The organism is Leptolyngbya sp. FACHB-671 (assembly GCF_014695745.1).
Classification (GTDB): Bacteria; Cyanobacteriota; Cyanobacteriia; order Elainellales; family Elainellaceae; genus JAAUTN01.
Window position 1 is genome coordinate 24,220 of the sequence record NZ_JACJOV010000037.1, and the last position, 12,831, is coordinate 37,050.

A 12,831-nucleotide genomic window follows, 5' to 3' on the forward strand; every position below is an offset into this window, starting at 1 on the left:
ACGTTAGATTCCTTGAGTTTTTAAGATTTTGATGATGCGCTTTTCCTTGTAGCCTCGTCCCCCGCGTGTAATTCGCAAGAACAATCTTCTCAACTCGACAATTTGTTGGAATTGTTCCTTCGTTAGCCCCTCTTGAAACTCATCCATTTTGAATTCTTCTGGGCAGTTTTGCTTGAGAAGTTTGACGTAATACTCCCCTCGACTTCTGCTTACAGGGATTGCTTGCCATGCTAAGGTGCGGGGAATTTGGACAACTGATTCATTTTCAAAAGGATTGAAGTGAAGTTGCATGGACGCCAAAGCAAGCATTCTAGCTATCGAAATAGGTTTCTGAGGACATTTACAAGACACTGACAAAATACTTGTTGGGTATGTTGTCTAGATATCTTCTTTCAGTCCTATGTTGTCACCTTAAAAAAAAGACCCGGTTGGGTCTATGCAGATTTGGGAAGTTCCCAAATGATATTTGAAGAAGTCTATTAATCAGGAAGGTTTAGCGTTGGGGTACAAGGGTGAGAAGGAAAGTATCGGCTTCTGCTAGCATAATCAAGTGATGGTCTTTGGGAGTTTACCGCTTCTTTCCTTCATTACCAAAACACGGCCAATGGTAAACTGAATCAACGGATGCACCCGTAGCGAGGGCAATGAATTTAGCAGAGGGATAGTCCCAAAGTTCAAGGAATGCTTCGGGAGCCATCCGTGCCATTGAACGCCGGTGTTTGAGCAAAGCCCTTTCCATTTCTGGAGTAAGAGTGCGAGGGAGGCGGATGAGTTGGCGTTGATGGATTGATGTTTGAGGACGTTGGGAGTAGGAAGAGTTTTGAGTGTATGCGAACATAAGGTTAGTCCATTCAAGGTTTGGATGGTTGCTCCTATGGTCTAGATAGGAGCAACCGTTGCTTTGGGCTAAATCACTAAGGATGGAGGTAGGGACAGACATTGCTGTTTGCTCCCATGCCTTCATCCTCACAAGTTTCCATTAATCGGCATTTGAACCAAGGATTGCGGTAGAACACAAAGACGCGCAGCACAATGGCATCCCTTCAAGCCACACGTATGTTGTCCTCAAATGCTTGAATCCATGTTGCTATCCATTGCCGCTGCGTTGGCGTGAGTGTGCCACCGGCATCTAGGATGTCTGGAAAATCAGCAACTTCATCTTGGATATGAGAACCAATACGCCACAACGCATCCTGAACATCAGCAGGGGCGACATTCGGATTATTGGCAATTTGGATTTGGCGGGTGATGTAGTTCGGTGTCATGGGTAGCCTCTGGGTTTGGTGGCTTTGGTCATCGCAATAGCATCGATTTGTCCCAATTCTATCGTTTTTGTGGATACTGTGGTATCCATAATTATGGATATTGTGGTTACTCTGATTGCGGAATCCACAACTGTGATAGAAGTAATGAACACAATAGAAAGTGTGGAGTAGGTAATTGGGTAGGATGGGATAACACTCAGAACTGTCCCGAACCATGCCTCCCAAAAAGCCAGGATTAATCCAGGTTTGTGTTTATGTAACCCCTTCGCTACACAAAGCCATTAGGATGGCAGCCGGTAGTCAAGGAGTTAGTCAGCAGAAATGGCTAACTCAACTTCTTGAAACCACAACGCGCCCTTTCCTAGAATTGATTGAGCGTGAACCTCAAACCCTTGCACAACTGGTTGAGCAAAACTTTCAGCAGTTGATTGAACATAACTCCATTCCTCGTGATACCCTCAAAGCTATCAAGGAGGGAGCTATCCCCTCTGACGTTGATCTCCTCAGAATTGCAATGGCTCTTGATAAGTCAGAGCGGGAAATGAAGGAATTACTACATCTGTCTTTCCCGAATCAGGAGAAACAACCGAATGGGGAAGCAGCGGAATAAATGGGATGAGCGATTTCATCGACATCCATCACCTAGAAGTGTGTGGGAATGGTTCCGAAGTGAAGGGCTGGCACGAAAACCAACCCTTCTGCTCATCACTTCAACTTCACAGCCAGGATGGGTTTGTACTCTGTGAGTTGGACGACTAGCGCATCATATTCATCTTGTAGTTTGCGTCCTTTGTCAGTTTGAGTAAGAACTGCCAACATCTGCTGTAATAACTCAATCGCCTTTTCTACCTCCGCAATCGGTTGAGCATTGGTGCGTTTGGCTTTCTCTTGCTCAATTTCAATTAATTCACGAAAAGATTGCAATTCATGATGTTCATCATCCTTGGGCTTAGTCTTGCGGAATTGCACCACAACGTCACTATTATCTGAACGATAAACAACTTGGTTGCGAGCATCCTCAGCAGATACGATATCCAAGGCTTCTAGGACAGCAAACGGTTCAATTTCTTTAGCTTTGCCTGAACACAAGCAAGTTGCCATCGCACTTGGACGTATTGACTTAAGAAGGATTGAGATTGCGATTGGGATTCTTGAGCGCTAGGTGATTGGGTTGAAATAGGTTCAATGGATTGGATATCAGTCATGGCTTTTCCCTTCTTTAATTTCACCCATCGCGTAGCGCTTTTGTTACCTTTCTCTTTTACCTCTTCATGAACCTTTATTAACCTGAATTTTTTACCTGCTCTACTTAATTCCAATTACTCGCGCAGCTTAGAGTGTTCCTTCAAGCATTGTGATGAGGCGACGCAACTTGCCGGCTCGTTTGCGATTAGCATAGCGGCGCTTGGCTTCTACCAAAATTTGTTCCATTACCTCTGGATTGGAGGAAACTTGAATCCAGGCAGCTTCGAGGAATACCTCAACGGTAATCCGATTGTCTTTGCAATAACGAGTCAGCATTTGGTCAAGTTCTTTCTCCAGAACGATTGCTGAGTGGCGGTTTGTCTCTGGTATCTTTGCCAGTTCTGCTCTTAATTCCTCCAATGCGTTTCCCGTGCTAGCCGCACTGGCTGAGACAGGAGTTAATTCGCCTTCTGGTAAAGCATCGATAGTCTTCGAGGCTTGAGGGACATCAGGTGGCTGTACTTTAGCAAGTAGCGTATCATCCCTTGGGGGAACCTCAGCCCGTTGCCGGTTTTTGCGAATTCGGTCTAGAACGTTATCAGACATGGTGATCCGTAGGAGAGGACAAATCAGGAACGAAAATTATCTATTTATGAAAAGCCAAATTACTTAAAAGCTAAATTTAGATATTGGGCTTCTACTAATCTACTCGATAAGCTGATTTAGTAGGGACTCGTAGCAGAATCAGTCAAACAACACTCCAAAAGGCTAAAACAATAAAATTAGCTTTTTAGGTTCGCGGTTTGACTAATTTGCTGATTTTGTCGATTAAAACTTCAAAGGGATATTCCAATTCGCCATAGCCCATATCACTTAAGGTAGAGCGACGGTTAATGGCCTGTTTGTAGCGCTCAGATTCTCGGATAGAAGGTAAAATTAGCGCCGCATCCACCTCTTCTCGCATCCCATTGACAGATGCTCGGCTTTCTTGAGTTTGAGTATTGCCAATCCAGCGGTCACGGAAGGGTAGCACTCCCATCACTTGAGCATTGGTTGCGCCAACATCTTGCAAAGTTCGCAGCAAATCCAGGGTTCTCACCAAAGAACCATAGCCTTTAACAGAGGCTTCCGCTGGGATGATGAGCGCATCCGCAGCACCAATCACGGTGAGGCAGATTTGTGAGCGCTGAGGCGGGGCATCAATAATACAAACTTTAAAAGCATCGGTGACGGGTTCAAGGCGACGCTTCAGTAAGGTTGCACCCACGCCACTATTGGAAAGGTAGTCCTGTACCGTGTCGAGTTGGTCATCAGCAGGAATCAGGAATAAATTCTCATTACCGGCAGTGGGGTAGATACTATCTTCCGCAGACACAGACTTTTTAAGGAATTCCAGTAGCGTCGGTTGATTAGCTTGGAGTTCTATATCCATATAGGTGGTCAGGTTATGTTGCGGATCTGCATCAATCATCAGCGTTGGGTAGCCTTGACGCGAAAGTAGACGACCCAGCATGAGCGAGGCGGTTGTTTTTCCCTGACCTCCACTGAGTGAGGCAATGGCGATGGTCAACATAGCTAATTTCTTTTTAAACCAACTTGACTCTATCAAAAAACTAATTCATTCCTTCAAAATACATTTTAGTAAAAAGCTAAATTTAGCTTTTTACTAATTTAGCTGGCTATGAGCTTTTACCTCCGTGTATATGAATAGCTGAAAGCTGCTTAAGTTTTTGCAACGCATGAAATGACAAAATATTAACAAAGCAGATTGACAGACCGACGAATTATGATGGCAATCACACACGCAGCGCTTCCTTTCTTCCCCGCCCCACAGGGTGAGAGATGTGCCTGATTCAATGTTCTCCACTATCAGGCTGTCGGTCGGCTCAGGAGCTTCGGGAGCGGGGCAGCCGGCAACAAGTAGAACGATTAAAACGGCTAATAGTTTTTGATTCATGGGATGGTGTTTAGCCGGCAGGTGCCACCGGCTAAGAATTACAAACTTATTTTTTCATTGTCCTGGTTGCTGTAATGAATCGTGTTGTTGCCACTTTCTCACCAATTCTTCATCCTGCACCAGACCGGCTTGCGGATACTTGCCGGCCTCTTATAAGCAGTGACCGAGAGCGGCTGAGTAATCTGCGACCAAATTTATAAACTGGCTTGATGTCTTCCTTCGTCCAAAACTGACTATCTGCCGGCACCACCGATTGTCCATTGATAGGGGCTAGAGCGGCGGGTTCTTCCTCAGCAGGTTACATAAGCTTCCAGCCTTTACCCGCATCTGCTTTAGCAGGATTGCCAGCTTGGACAAGTTAGTCACGGCTTTGGCCTTCCAGGCTCATACAGGAAGTCTTCAAAAATGTAGGGAGAAGGGATCGCGGGAGCCTGGCCAGTGGCAACCAGCGCTTGATAAATTGAAGCGGCCACCTCAGCGCGAGTGGATGCTCGGTTGGGATTCAAAACGTGGACATCAGGATAGTTTATACAAAATCGATATGAAAGAGCCTCCAGCAAACCACTTGCCGCATAGTCTGGAATCGATTGGTAATCCTTTAAAGTAAAAACGTATGCCCCATAGCTTCCTACTATTCTGTTGCTGAGTCGTAGTCCACTTGCCAGGGCCACGAAAACTTGAACGCGGGGCATCGGTTGATCTGCCATGAAGACACTCTCCGGATAGCCGCTCAGAAAGCCTGCTGTGTAAGCTTTTTGAATTGCACTTGCTGCCCAATAGTTATTGGGAACATCTTTAAAGGGAATTGCACTCCGCACGAAGCCTCGATTAAATGCCTTTCCGATCATGACTGCAAATTGGGCACGAGTAACGGGATCATTCGGGCGAAAGCTGCCATCAGGAAAGCCCTGAATGATTCCGCGTTCTGCAAGGGCTTGAATATAAACGGATGCCCAATCGTCCGGTCGTACATCTGGAAAGGTAGTTTTCGCTTGAACTGGACTTTGCACGAAAAGCGCTGCTAGGGTTCCAAGGAGCATGAAGCGGCCAGCAGTCTTAGACAACTGAGATGAAATAGACATTCGTGCTTAATCTAGTGAGTGGAGTTTGATTGTATCGACACTATTCTCGAGAGAATGAATTTGTTATGTCAGTTTAAGCCATCTGCTGTTTTATCTCTTTAATTTGATATCAACAACAGACTTAAACACAATCTCGTTCATGATACTTCCTCTAATTCGATGAAATGTTTTGTCTCTCCTGGCTATTCTTTTGGGATAGTTGGCGCAAAAACAATTCCCAGCCAACTTTGCCGTACTTTTGGTTAGGGCAGAGCTGTGTTCCTGAACGAAATGCTTGCGCGATTTTGCTAGGAATGGGAACTTCTACAACGCTCCGTTTCCGTCCAGTTGCTTTGAAATACGCTCTAGCAAGCTCACCTGCTGTCCAGATTTCGGGTCCACCGATGTCGGTCACTCGTCCCGCAGGCGCTGAAAGAGCTAGTTCCACCAAGCGATTGGCAACTTCACTTGCTTGAATGGGTTGAAGTAAAAATCCTTTGGGCATGAGCATGATCGGGAGGCGATCAAGGAATTGAATCAGCGTCAATGCAAATTCGTGAAACTGCGTTGCCCTGAGAATTGTCCAGGAAATCGCAGCCTGTTCGATTATTTGTTCAGTTTCAAGTTCATTCCATAGTAGGGGTAGAAGGGGTTGCGATCGACTCCGACGATCGAGATATAAACAATGTGAGACACACCTGCCCGTTCTGCGGCTTGAAGCAACCGCCTTGTCCCTTCGACATCGACTTGACGGGGATTAGTAGGGCTTGAAGCGCAATGAATAATGACATCAATCCCTTCGACGGCTTGCTCTAATCCCTCACCCGTCAGTAAGTCTCCTTGAACAGTGCCGGGACGTTTACTACGGCTGAGAGCCTGGACGTTGTAGCTGCCGTTTTGCAGGCGATCGACTACCAGAGAACCGAGGGAACCTGTCCCCCCTGTGACTAAAATGTTTGATGCGTTCATTCTGAAACCTCCTGTGGTGGAAGTAAGGGTTTAAAGACATCTTCGTTAGCCGATTTGTTTTTGGGAAAGGGTTGAGAACCACGTTGGTTGATTTCTAAGCATTTTCTAGTAATTTCCTCTGTACTTTTCTTGGTGAGCTTTCCGTTACTTTCTTTAAACGAGAGATATAAATTTTAATGCTAGGTAATGTGTGAAGAGAATACATTAAGGTATCTCTTCAAGAAGAAAGATTCTTTCTATGAAATTTGCATTTTGCGAAAAGCTTAAGGAGAAAGAAAAATGGCAAACCTTAAGGTAAACGCTGAAGTATGGAATAAAGTTTTTAAGGAAGACCAAGCCCGGATAGCTACTTTTGTAAAGAGTATTGGTCTTTTAGAAGAAAAAGACAATATTTTACCAGAGCCAAGCTCACTAGATCCTCAAGTGTTAAGTGCTACGCATACTGCACTTGGTATTCACGATGCGATTGAAAAATTTATGTGTGAGATTGGCTGCGATGCAATGGGAACTACTTTAAAGGCTGCATGCCTTGCCCTTACGGACCCGGACCCAAACGGGATAGAAGTATGCCTTACAGTAGCAGAGCTTTCAATTCAAGGATGTAAAGAAGGCTGCCCTTGAAGTAGTAAATTTTTCAATTCAAGGATGAAGGCTGCTGAAGGAGAGCTAAAGCATTGCCTGAATATCCGCTATTGCCAATTTGGCATTGGCAATAGCGGTACCTGCGATCATTGCTTCCATGACGGCTGGAAATAGCTCTCTCCATCGAGTAAAAGGCGGATTAACACGGTTATAACCCACGGTTACTCCCTGGCAAACCTCGCGCATTCGAGTTGAATCCGTTGCGTGGGCTTGGATCATTTCAATATCGAAGGGGAAATTAGTATAGCCACTGCGGTTCACTCCACGAACACGCTTTCCTCGGGCAACAAGTTCTCGCACGATCACACTCCTCGTTCCACCACTGGCTCCAATGATGACGTGTAGTTCACTTGCTTCTAGCATGGGATGCCTCCCTTAAATGTTGCTGTGTTTGTATATGGTAAATGCTAGTTCTTGTTGTTTTAATTTTTGAGAACGTTGATCACGATTTAGTAGAAATAGATGGTTGAGGTACTTCAGTAATGGCTCTATTTCAATAGGCTGACTCCGAAAACCAATGCAGCCATCGGGTCGAATCAGGTAGAGCGAGGTTACATTGGCACCATACTGCTTGTGCCGTGTATGCGACTTGTCCTGCAACTTCGTTTAACGCTGCAATCTTGTATTCATAGTCCCTCCTGTCAACTTGACAGTGAAGGTTTTAAGTTCTCTATCCAAGATCCATCTGGCAAGCCTCTAATTAGTAAAGCCAGTGTTGATACTGGGGATGAGCCTGCCTCATATCCTCATAAAGCCACACCATACGGTCAATAAACCACAGTTTACTCAGGTAAACGAGAGCACATCCCAGAAGCGTGAGACAACCATTAATAGTGACTAATCCCCAAATCACAACCGCCATACCAATCACTGAAACCAGGCTCAGCACATTGGGAACCTGTTGATGGTAAAAAGGAACAGGAACTGTATCTCGATTTAACCAGACCCGTTCACCCAACACACCTTTAGAAGCCCAATTATTAGTAGATTGAGGTTTCCCAAACAGGCGGGGATTCATCCACATCCAGAAAAGGGCGATCACGATGAGAGCCAACGACCACCAGCCTAGCCAAACACGGCTCCAAATTGCCAAGATTAGAAAGGGAAGTACAGTGAAGCGCGTCCAAACACTCCAGGGATTAGCATGACGTTCCCAGGTTTCCTTATCCATGTGAAACGTGTTGGCAATCTTGCGTTCTACAGTCATTGCTATTATCCTCCTCAAAGTCAAAGGTTTTTTTCTAACCAAATCCGAATTTCGTCCTCAGAGTTGAACCGAGTAGTTTGCCCGGTTTGGGGAAGATAAACATTCCACCAGGAATGCCCAAACCAATCTGTGGATTGCCAAATTTTGGGTTCATTCTGAGCAGTTAAGTATTGCTCAATAAAGTGCCCAGCCTGAGCAAGCCAGCTTTTGAATCGATTGCTGTGAAAGCCTGAAATGGGTCCGGCAATTTGTTCTAATTTGTAGTGAAGATCCCTTTGTCATGTGTTTGTATCCTGTAGTGTTGATGTCATATCTCTGTGATCGCTTGTCTATTAAGTAGTTCTTGTAACTTGTTGTCATTTATCGTTGTCATATCTTGATTTCTCCAGTTGTGTTTCATTTAGATTCTGGCTTCTACCTGAGTCATATCCAGCATGAGTTGTTCTAGATTTTTAGGATGCATCGCATTGAGATATTTGTGAGTGATCGCAGGTGTTAGCAACTCCAACATCAGTTGGTCCTCCACCCAAAACTCGATCACATCAAATAAACCATCTCGGCTACAGGGCAACACCCGCCATCCTTCGCGTGCAGCAATGTGTTCAATCTGCTCCAAATTAGTGGGCACAGAAATTGCCGCATGAACAGCGCTATAGGTTACAGGATAAGCATTTTGCTGGAACCAAGCTTGGTGATCGCCCTCTCCTGGAACAACCACGCTATCAGCTGGATAGATTTCGATGAGTGTGCCGTATTCATCACCTGCCACCACTATGTAGCTATTGGGATTCGGTGGAAAAATTCCAACTTTTCCATCAAAAACTTCTGCTAATACCTGGGCGACGTGTAGGGGGTTATTTGCCGGAATTGAAATGTGGTGGATCATTATAACGGTTTTTCCTTGCAGTAGAATTGATAAATATCGTCAGACTCTCTTACTATAGTAGTCAGTTTACCTGACTACTGATTCACCCGATAGATTCACCTGGTTGGGTGAGCTACGCTAATTCAACTCACTATTGTTGGTAACGGAAATGGAACAACCTAAAAACGTGACAGAGCAGGTTAGAACAATGGGGGCACTGCTGAGACTCCCCTTTGAGGTTTTGCTCGATCAGGTCTACTCTCAACTCAGGACGAGCGGATTTGAGGATATTCGCCCAGCTCATGGGAATGTATTTCGCTATATCTCAGCCGCTGGCTCACGCCTCACAGAACTGGCGGATGCCGCCCAAATTACAAAGCAAAGCATCAACTATCTAGTTGAATACCTGCGCGATCGTGGATATGTCGAAATGATTCCAGATCCAACGGATGGGCGGGCAAAGTTAATTAATCTGACCGAGCAAGGACAAAAAGTGCAGCAAATGGCGATTCAAATTAGCCGACAAGTTGAAGCGGAGTGGGCAGCCCATTTAGGACAGCGTAAGATATCTCAACTGCGTCGCTTATTAGAAGAGCTATCGGATATCCTAATTGTGCGAGAAGATAATTAGTCATTCCTCAAGCATATTGAGCAAATTGAGGTTTAGAACTTGCTAAATAACGCTCTACAACTTTGATCGCTTGCTGAACTCCATCCTCTGCTCGAATTTTCACCCCGATCGCCTTTGCCTGTTTTTGCATTACTGAATCAGTCACAGCAGTGGTTATAGCTGCTGCCAAACGGTCTACTGTTAACTGAGCTTTAGGAATAGGAGATGGACTCGTGCCCAATTTCATCACGCGATTACCCCAGAATGGCTGATCGCCAAAGAAGGGGACAACAACAGAAGGTACTCCCGCTCTGAGTGCAGCAGCAGTTGTTCCAGCTCCGCCATGATGGATGATTGCTGCCATTCGAGGAAACAACCAATCGTGGGGAACGGAAGACAGAAGAAACACATCATCCGGCAGTTCGGTTTGAGCAATCCCTCCCCAACCTGTGAGCAGAATCCCCCGTTGTCCTATTTGTTTAAGAGCTTCCAGAATTATTTGAGTGAAGTGTGCTGCATCCTCCCCACTCATGCTGCCGAAACCGACATAGACAGGGGATGATCCTGCTGCCAGGAAATCTAGAAGTGCCTGGGAAGGTTGCCAGTCTGTTGCCTGGTCGAGAAACCAGTATCCAGTAACCTGTATGTGATCCCTCCAATTCTTTGGTTTAGGCACAACTGAAGAACTATACCCGTAGAGAGCAGGTGTTGGTAAACGATCAAGTCTGCGGTAAATCCTTCCAAAAGGAATGGGCGGAAGATGTAACTGCGAACGACGAAACTCATTCAACGATTGCCTGAAGACTAACCCGAACGCTTCCATCAAAAGTGGGTAACTTAGTCCGTTGAGGATTGAACCTAAACGCAAGCTGGGAGGGAGCGAAGGGTACGGAAAATCTGGGTTAGAACTTTGAGGCATTAAGGAGGCAAAGAAACCAGGAATTCCTAATGCTTTAGCGATGTCATACCCCCAAACTGCCGTAGCTGTGAAGATGATGGCATCATTACCCTGACACGCTGTCCAAGAATCAGCGATTGCTTGAGCAACTAGCGGTTGCACCATTTGGGGTATTGCTTGATCAATAAAATTGGACTCTGGTTCTTTAGCATGTTCTGCCCAGCCTCGCTTGCCATCATGGCTTGGACATCTCCTGCGATCGCGGCAAACTCTAGTCCATACTGTCGCGCCATCTCCTGAAACGTGTCGTGGGTGGCAAGCTTAACTTGATATCCAGCCTGTTTTAGTCCTTGTCCAAGGGCAATGAACGGTTGAATATCTCCCCTCGAGCCTGTTGTCAAAATCGTAATTCTCATAACCTAGTCCTCAATCAGAATGTTCAACAGCCTGCTTTAAATTCTCCAGACAAATGCTTTGGGCAACTTGAAAAGGATGCTTGACCATTGCCAGAAAAACAACATAAGCAAGTAAATGTTGCATTTCAAATTCAAACTGCCAGGTAACATGCGTCCTTGAATCGATTGGCTGATAAGACCACTGACCAGAGGCAGAACGTACCAGCCATGCGAACGGCGGTTTGAATCCGTGTAGCAATTTGTAAGCTTGAAGTGTGGGACGTTGAAGAGAAACAATTCGCTCTCTAATTCTGGAACCATCACTGTTTTGCACAATACGCGTACTGCCTTCGTGGAGCGGCAACCCATCTGTTGTAGCTGCACTGAGGATGGCAGGAATAGCTTGATAACCCGTAAAGAACCTAGGTAGGTTTTGACAATTGATCGAACAATCAAACACTTGCTCAATGGGTGCGTTAATGAATATTTGCACACGGGTTTGGATGAGCATTCTACATCCCCTCAATTTTTCACCAAATCTTTCACCGAAGCTGCAAGCCATATTTGGCAGAGATTTCCTGTAGAACCGTGAGATCAGGTTGCAGGCTAGTCATTCTTTTGCCAACTTCTCGATAAAACTCTGCGGCAGCAGGTGAAACGATGATCAAAACACGAGCGATCGCAGAAAGCACTTTAAAGGTATGCACTGCATTTGCAGGAATGTGGCTCACTGCACCAGCCGTAATGACGTGCTGACGATTGCCCAACGTGATTTCGAGTTCACCCTCCAGGATGTAAAACGTCTCCTCCCAGGGATGGCTATGGAGCGGTGGCTCTCCATGCGCCGCATCGATCATCTCAAATACAGCGTACTGACCGTTTGTATCGTTTCCATCTAGCTTCCATACGAGTGTATGGGTCAACATGGAATGCATTTCACCCTCACCCGATGCAAGAATTTTAGCTTTGGCTTGCTGTACTGCTGTCGTCATAATATTTCTCCAAAAAACCAAATGGTTTACTAGTTGTTGCTCAATTATCGAACCGAACGGTATGGTTCGATAGTTGAATAATAGATTGAGTGGTTCGGTTATCAATTTACCCGATCGGGTGGTTTTTAGACCGTACTGTACAGTACGATAAGGGGGTTGATTCAGGTCGCACCATGCCTAAGGAAGCTAAGCAAACCGCTAAGGCAGAACAAATTTTGCAAGGAGCCATGCAAGAGTTTTTGCGAGATGGCTATGCCGCGACCAGCATGGCTCGGATTGCAGCAACTGCAGGAGTATCGAAGGAAACGCTCTACAGCTACTTTGAGAGTAAGGAAAAGCTATTTGCGGCGCTCGTTCAATACACTGCTGAGCAGCATCTCCAACAGGTGTTTGCCTCAGAGCCGCTGCCGTCTGATCCAATAGAACAACTCCGATCGCTAGCAGCTAAGAGCATTACTCCTGAAAATCTTGAGCCGATGCGAATGAACTTTTATCGGTTGATTGTGGGGGAATCGGGGCGTTTTCCGGACCTGGCTCGGTTCTATGTTGAACATTTTGAAAAACCGGGTTTGAAGGTTTCAGCGAATCTTCTGCAAGCGGTTCCTCAACTCCGCAGTTCTGACCCACAAGCCGTGGCCTGGATTATTTCTGGAACGTTGAGCTACTACTATCAAATGATGGAGATGCTGCAAGGCAAGGATATCCTGGATATGACCTTTGAGCGCCTGGTGGAAGCTCTGATTGAATTACTGTTTGGTGATCGCTGATCGTATTTTTGAAAAGTG

20 protein-coding genes are annotated in these 12,831 nt (G+C 45.7%); 4 read left to right on the plus strand and 16 right to left on the minus strand.

All coding sequences use genetic code 11. From position 1 onward, the window contains the following. Window positions 1–3 precede the first annotated feature (3 nt). From H6F93_RS01815 to H6F93_RS01825, 3 genes are all read right to left on the minus strand, one after another. A complete protein-coding gene (locus H6F93_RS01815) occupies window positions 4–291 on the minus strand; it encodes a hypothetical protein (protein ID WP_190678740.1) in 288 nt (95 codons plus the stop codon). A 277-nt stretch (window positions 292–568) separates the two neighbouring features. Continuing rightward, window positions 569–838: a hypothetical protein gene (locus tag H6F93_RS01820; RefSeq protein WP_190678742.1), complete on the minus strand. Its 270-nt coding sequence runs from the start codon at window positions 836–838 to the stop codon at window positions 569–571. Between the two features lie 205 nt (window positions 839–1,043). Further along, a complete protein-coding gene (locus H6F93_RS01825; RefSeq protein WP_190678745.1) occupies window positions 1,044–1,265 on the minus strand; it encodes a hypothetical protein in 222 nt (73 codons plus the stop codon). A gap of 214 nt (window positions 1,266–1,479) precedes the next feature. Here H6F93_RS01825 and H6F93_RS01830 point away from each other — a divergent pair, with 214 nt between their 5' ends. Beyond that, window positions 1,480–1,875: a RasGAP domain-containing protein gene (locus tag H6F93_RS01830; protein ID WP_190678747.1), complete on the plus strand. Its 396-nt coding sequence runs from the start codon at window positions 1,480–1,482 to the stop codon at window positions 1,873–1,875. 95 nt (window positions 1,876–1,970) lie between these two features. Here the strand turns inward: H6F93_RS01830 and H6F93_RS01835 are convergent, their stop codons facing one another. The 6 genes from H6F93_RS01835 to H6F93_RS33240 form a co-directional block, all read right to left on the minus strand. After that, entirely contained in the window at window positions 1,971–2,366 is a 396-nt protein-coding gene (locus H6F93_RS01835; protein WP_190678749.1) for a hypothetical protein, read from the minus strand. A gap of 231 nt (window positions 2,367–2,597) precedes the next feature. Then, window positions 2,598–3,056: a carboxysome distribution maintenance protein McdB gene (gene mcdB / locus H6F93_RS01840; protein WP_190678751.1), complete on the minus strand. Its 459-nt coding sequence runs from the start codon at window positions 3,054–3,056 to the stop codon at window positions 2,598–2,600. A gap of 184 nt (window positions 3,057–3,240) precedes the next feature. Beyond that, a complete protein-coding gene (gene mcdA / locus H6F93_RS01845) occupies window positions 3,241–4,023 on the minus strand; it encodes a carboxysome distribution maintenance ATPase McdA (protein ID WP_190678754.1) in 783 nt (260 codons plus the stop codon). A gap of 746 nt (window positions 4,024–4,769) precedes the next feature. Beyond that, entirely contained in the window at window positions 4,770–5,489 is a 720-nt protein-coding gene (locus tag H6F93_RS01850) for an S-layer homology domain-containing protein (RefSeq protein ID WP_190678756.1), read from the minus strand. Between the two features lie 151 nt (window positions 5,490–5,640). Beyond that, window positions 5,641–6,015 (minus strand): Rossmann-fold NAD(P)-binding domain-containing protein, encoded by a 375-nt coding sequence (locus H6F93_RS33235; RefSeq protein ID WP_199313424.1) that lies wholly within the window; start codon window positions 6,013–6,015, stop codon window positions 5,641–5,643. A gap of 59 nt (window positions 6,016–6,074) precedes the next feature. Continuing rightward, complete coding sequence (locus H6F93_RS33240) at window positions 6,075–6,437, minus strand: SDR family oxidoreductase (RefSeq protein ID WP_199313425.1); 363 nt, start codon at window positions 6,435–6,437, stop codon at window positions 6,075–6,077. A 279-nt stretch (window positions 6,438–6,716) separates the two neighbouring features. On the opposite strand from H6F93_RS33240, the gene H6F93_RS01860 reads away from it, so the two are divergent. Next, complete coding sequence (locus tag H6F93_RS01860) at window positions 6,717–7,058, plus strand: hypothetical protein (RefSeq protein ID WP_190678758.1); 342 nt, start codon at window positions 6,717–6,719, stop codon at window positions 7,056–7,058. Window positions 7,059–7,103: 45 nt separating this feature from the next. On the opposite strand, the gene H6F93_RS01865 is transcribed toward H6F93_RS01860, so the two are convergent. The 3 genes from H6F93_RS01865 to H6F93_RS01875 all read right to left on the minus strand — a co-directional run bounded on the left by H6F93_RS01865 (window position 7,104) and on the right by H6F93_RS01875 (window position 9,172). Continuing rightward, window positions 7,104–7,442 (minus strand): Rossmann-fold NAD(P)-binding domain-containing protein, encoded by a 339-nt coding sequence (locus H6F93_RS01865; RefSeq protein WP_190678759.1) that lies wholly within the window; start codon window positions 7,440–7,442, stop codon window positions 7,104–7,106. Window positions 7,443–7,779: 337 nt separating this feature from the next. After that, window positions 7,780–8,286, minus strand: a complete 507-nt coding sequence (locus H6F93_RS01870) for a DUF6653 family protein (protein WP_190678761.1) — start codon at window positions 8,284–8,286, stop codon at window positions 7,780–7,782. A 400-nt stretch (window positions 8,287–8,686) separates the two neighbouring features. Further along, window positions 8,687–9,172, minus strand: a complete 486-nt coding sequence (locus tag H6F93_RS01875) for a hypothetical protein (protein ID WP_190678763.1) — start codon at window positions 9,170–9,172, stop codon at window positions 8,687–8,689. A gap of 148 nt (window positions 9,173–9,320) precedes the next feature. On the opposite strand from H6F93_RS01875, the gene H6F93_RS01880 reads away from it, so the two are divergent. Then, window positions 9,321–9,782: a MarR family winged helix-turn-helix transcriptional regulator gene (locus H6F93_RS01880; RefSeq protein WP_190678765.1), complete on the plus strand. Its 462-nt coding sequence runs from the start codon at window positions 9,321–9,323 to the stop codon at window positions 9,780–9,782. Between the two features lie 7 nt (window positions 9,783–9,789). Here H6F93_RS01880 and H6F93_RS01885 read toward each other — a convergent pair whose 3' ends face one another. From H6F93_RS01885 to H6F93_RS01895, 4 genes are read right to left on the minus strand one after another with little or no spacing between them, the layout of a single operon-like run. Further along, window positions 9,790–10,824 (minus strand): glycosyltransferase, encoded by a 1,035-nt coding sequence (locus tag H6F93_RS01885; protein ID WP_199313426.1) that lies wholly within the window; start codon window positions 10,822–10,824, stop codon window positions 9,790–9,792. Further along, entirely contained in the window at window positions 10,809–11,075 is a 267-nt protein-coding gene (locus tag H6F93_RS33245; protein WP_199313427.1) for a glycosyltransferase, read from the minus strand. Before H6F93_RS33245 ends, H6F93_RS01885 begins: the two co-directional genes overlap by 16 nt. 10 nt (window positions 11,076–11,085) lie before the next feature. After that, on the minus strand, window positions 11,086–11,565 hold the full coding sequence (locus H6F93_RS01890; protein ID WP_190678767.1) for an SRPBCC family protein: 480 nt from the start codon (window positions 11,563–11,565) through the stop codon (window positions 11,086–11,088). Window positions 11,566–11,596: 31 nt separating this feature from the next. Beyond that, a complete protein-coding gene (locus H6F93_RS01895) occupies window positions 11,597–12,046 on the minus strand; it encodes a cupin domain-containing protein (protein ID WP_190678768.1) in 450 nt (149 codons plus the stop codon). Window positions 12,047–12,219: 173 nt separating this feature from the next. Between H6F93_RS01895 and H6F93_RS01900 the strand changes: the two genes are divergently transcribed. Beyond that, window positions 12,220–12,813: a TetR/AcrR family transcriptional regulator gene (locus H6F93_RS01900; protein ID WP_190678770.1), complete on the plus strand. Its 594-nt coding sequence runs from the start codon at window positions 12,220–12,222 to the stop codon at window positions 12,811–12,813. Window positions 12,814–12,831 lie beyond the last annotated feature (18 nt).

Bases quoted from the DNA above. Each gene is read 5' to 3' on its own strand.
- H6F93_RS01815 (WP_190678740.1), bottom strand. From the start codon at position 291: ATGCAACTTCACTTCAATCCTTTTGAAAATGAATCAGTTGTCCAAATT.
- H6F93_RS01820 (WP_190678742.1), bottom strand. From the start codon at position 838: ATGTTCGCATACACTCAAAACTCTTCCTACTCCCAACGTCCTCAAACA.
- H6F93_RS01825 (WP_190678745.1), bottom strand. From the start codon at position 1,265: ATGACACCGAACTACATCACCCGCCAAATCCAAATTGCCAATAATCCG.
- H6F93_RS01830 (WP_190678747.1), top strand. From the start codon at position 1,480: ATGCCTCCCAAAAAGCCAGGATTAATCCAGGTTTGTGTTTATGTAACC.
- H6F93_RS01835 (WP_190678749.1), bottom strand. From the start codon at position 2,366: ATGGCAACTTGCTTGTGTTCAGGCAAAGCTAAAGAAATTGAACCGTTT.
- mcdB (WP_190678751.1), bottom strand. From the start codon at position 3,056: ATGTCTGATAACGTTCTAGACCGAATTCGCAAAAACCGGCAACGGGCT.
- mcdA (WP_190678754.1), bottom strand. From the start codon at position 4,023: ATGTTGACCATCGCCATTGCCTCACTCAGTGGAGGTCAGGGAAAAACA.
- H6F93_RS01850 (WP_190678756.1), bottom strand. From the start codon at position 5,489: ATGTCTATTTCATCTCAGTTGTCTAAGACTGCTGGCCGCTTCATGCTC.
- H6F93_RS33240 (WP_199313425.1), bottom strand. From the start codon at position 6,437: ATGAACGCATCAAACATTTTAGTCACAGGGGGGACAGGTTCCCTCGGT.
- H6F93_RS01860 (WP_190678758.1), top strand. From the start codon at position 6,717: ATGGCAAACCTTAAGGTAAACGCTGAAGTATGGAATAAAGTTTTTAAG.
- H6F93_RS01865 (WP_190678759.1), bottom strand. From the start codon at position 7,442: ATGCTAGAAGCAAGTGAACTACACGTCATCATTGGAGCCAGTGGTGGA.
- H6F93_RS01870 (WP_190678761.1), bottom strand. From the start codon at position 8,286: ATGACTGTAGAACGCAAGATTGCCAACACGTTTCACATGGATAAGGAA.
- H6F93_RS01875 (WP_190678763.1), bottom strand. From the start codon at position 9,172: ATGATCCACCACATTTCAATTCCGGCAAATAACCCCCTACACGTCGCC.
- H6F93_RS01880 (WP_190678765.1), top strand. From the start codon at position 9,321: ATGGAACAACCTAAAAACGTGACAGAGCAGGTTAGAACAATGGGGGCA.
- H6F93_RS01885 (WP_199313426.1), bottom strand. From the start codon at position 10,824: ATGGTGCAACCGCTAGTTGCTCAAGCAATCGCTGATTCTTGGACAGCG.
- H6F93_RS33245 (WP_199313427.1), bottom strand. From the start codon at position 11,075: ATGAGAATTACGATTTTGACAACAGGCTCGAGGGGAGATATTCAACCG.
- H6F93_RS01890 (WP_190678767.1), bottom strand. From the start codon at position 11,565: ATGCTCATCCAAACCCGTGTGCAAATATTCATTAACGCACCCATTGAG.
- H6F93_RS01895 (WP_190678768.1), bottom strand. From the start codon at position 12,046: ATGACGACAGCAGTACAGCAAGCCAAAGCTAAAATTCTTGCATCGGGT.
- H6F93_RS01900 (WP_190678770.1), top strand. From the start codon at position 12,220: ATGCCTAAGGAAGCTAAGCAAACCGCTAAGGCAGAACAAATTTTGCAA.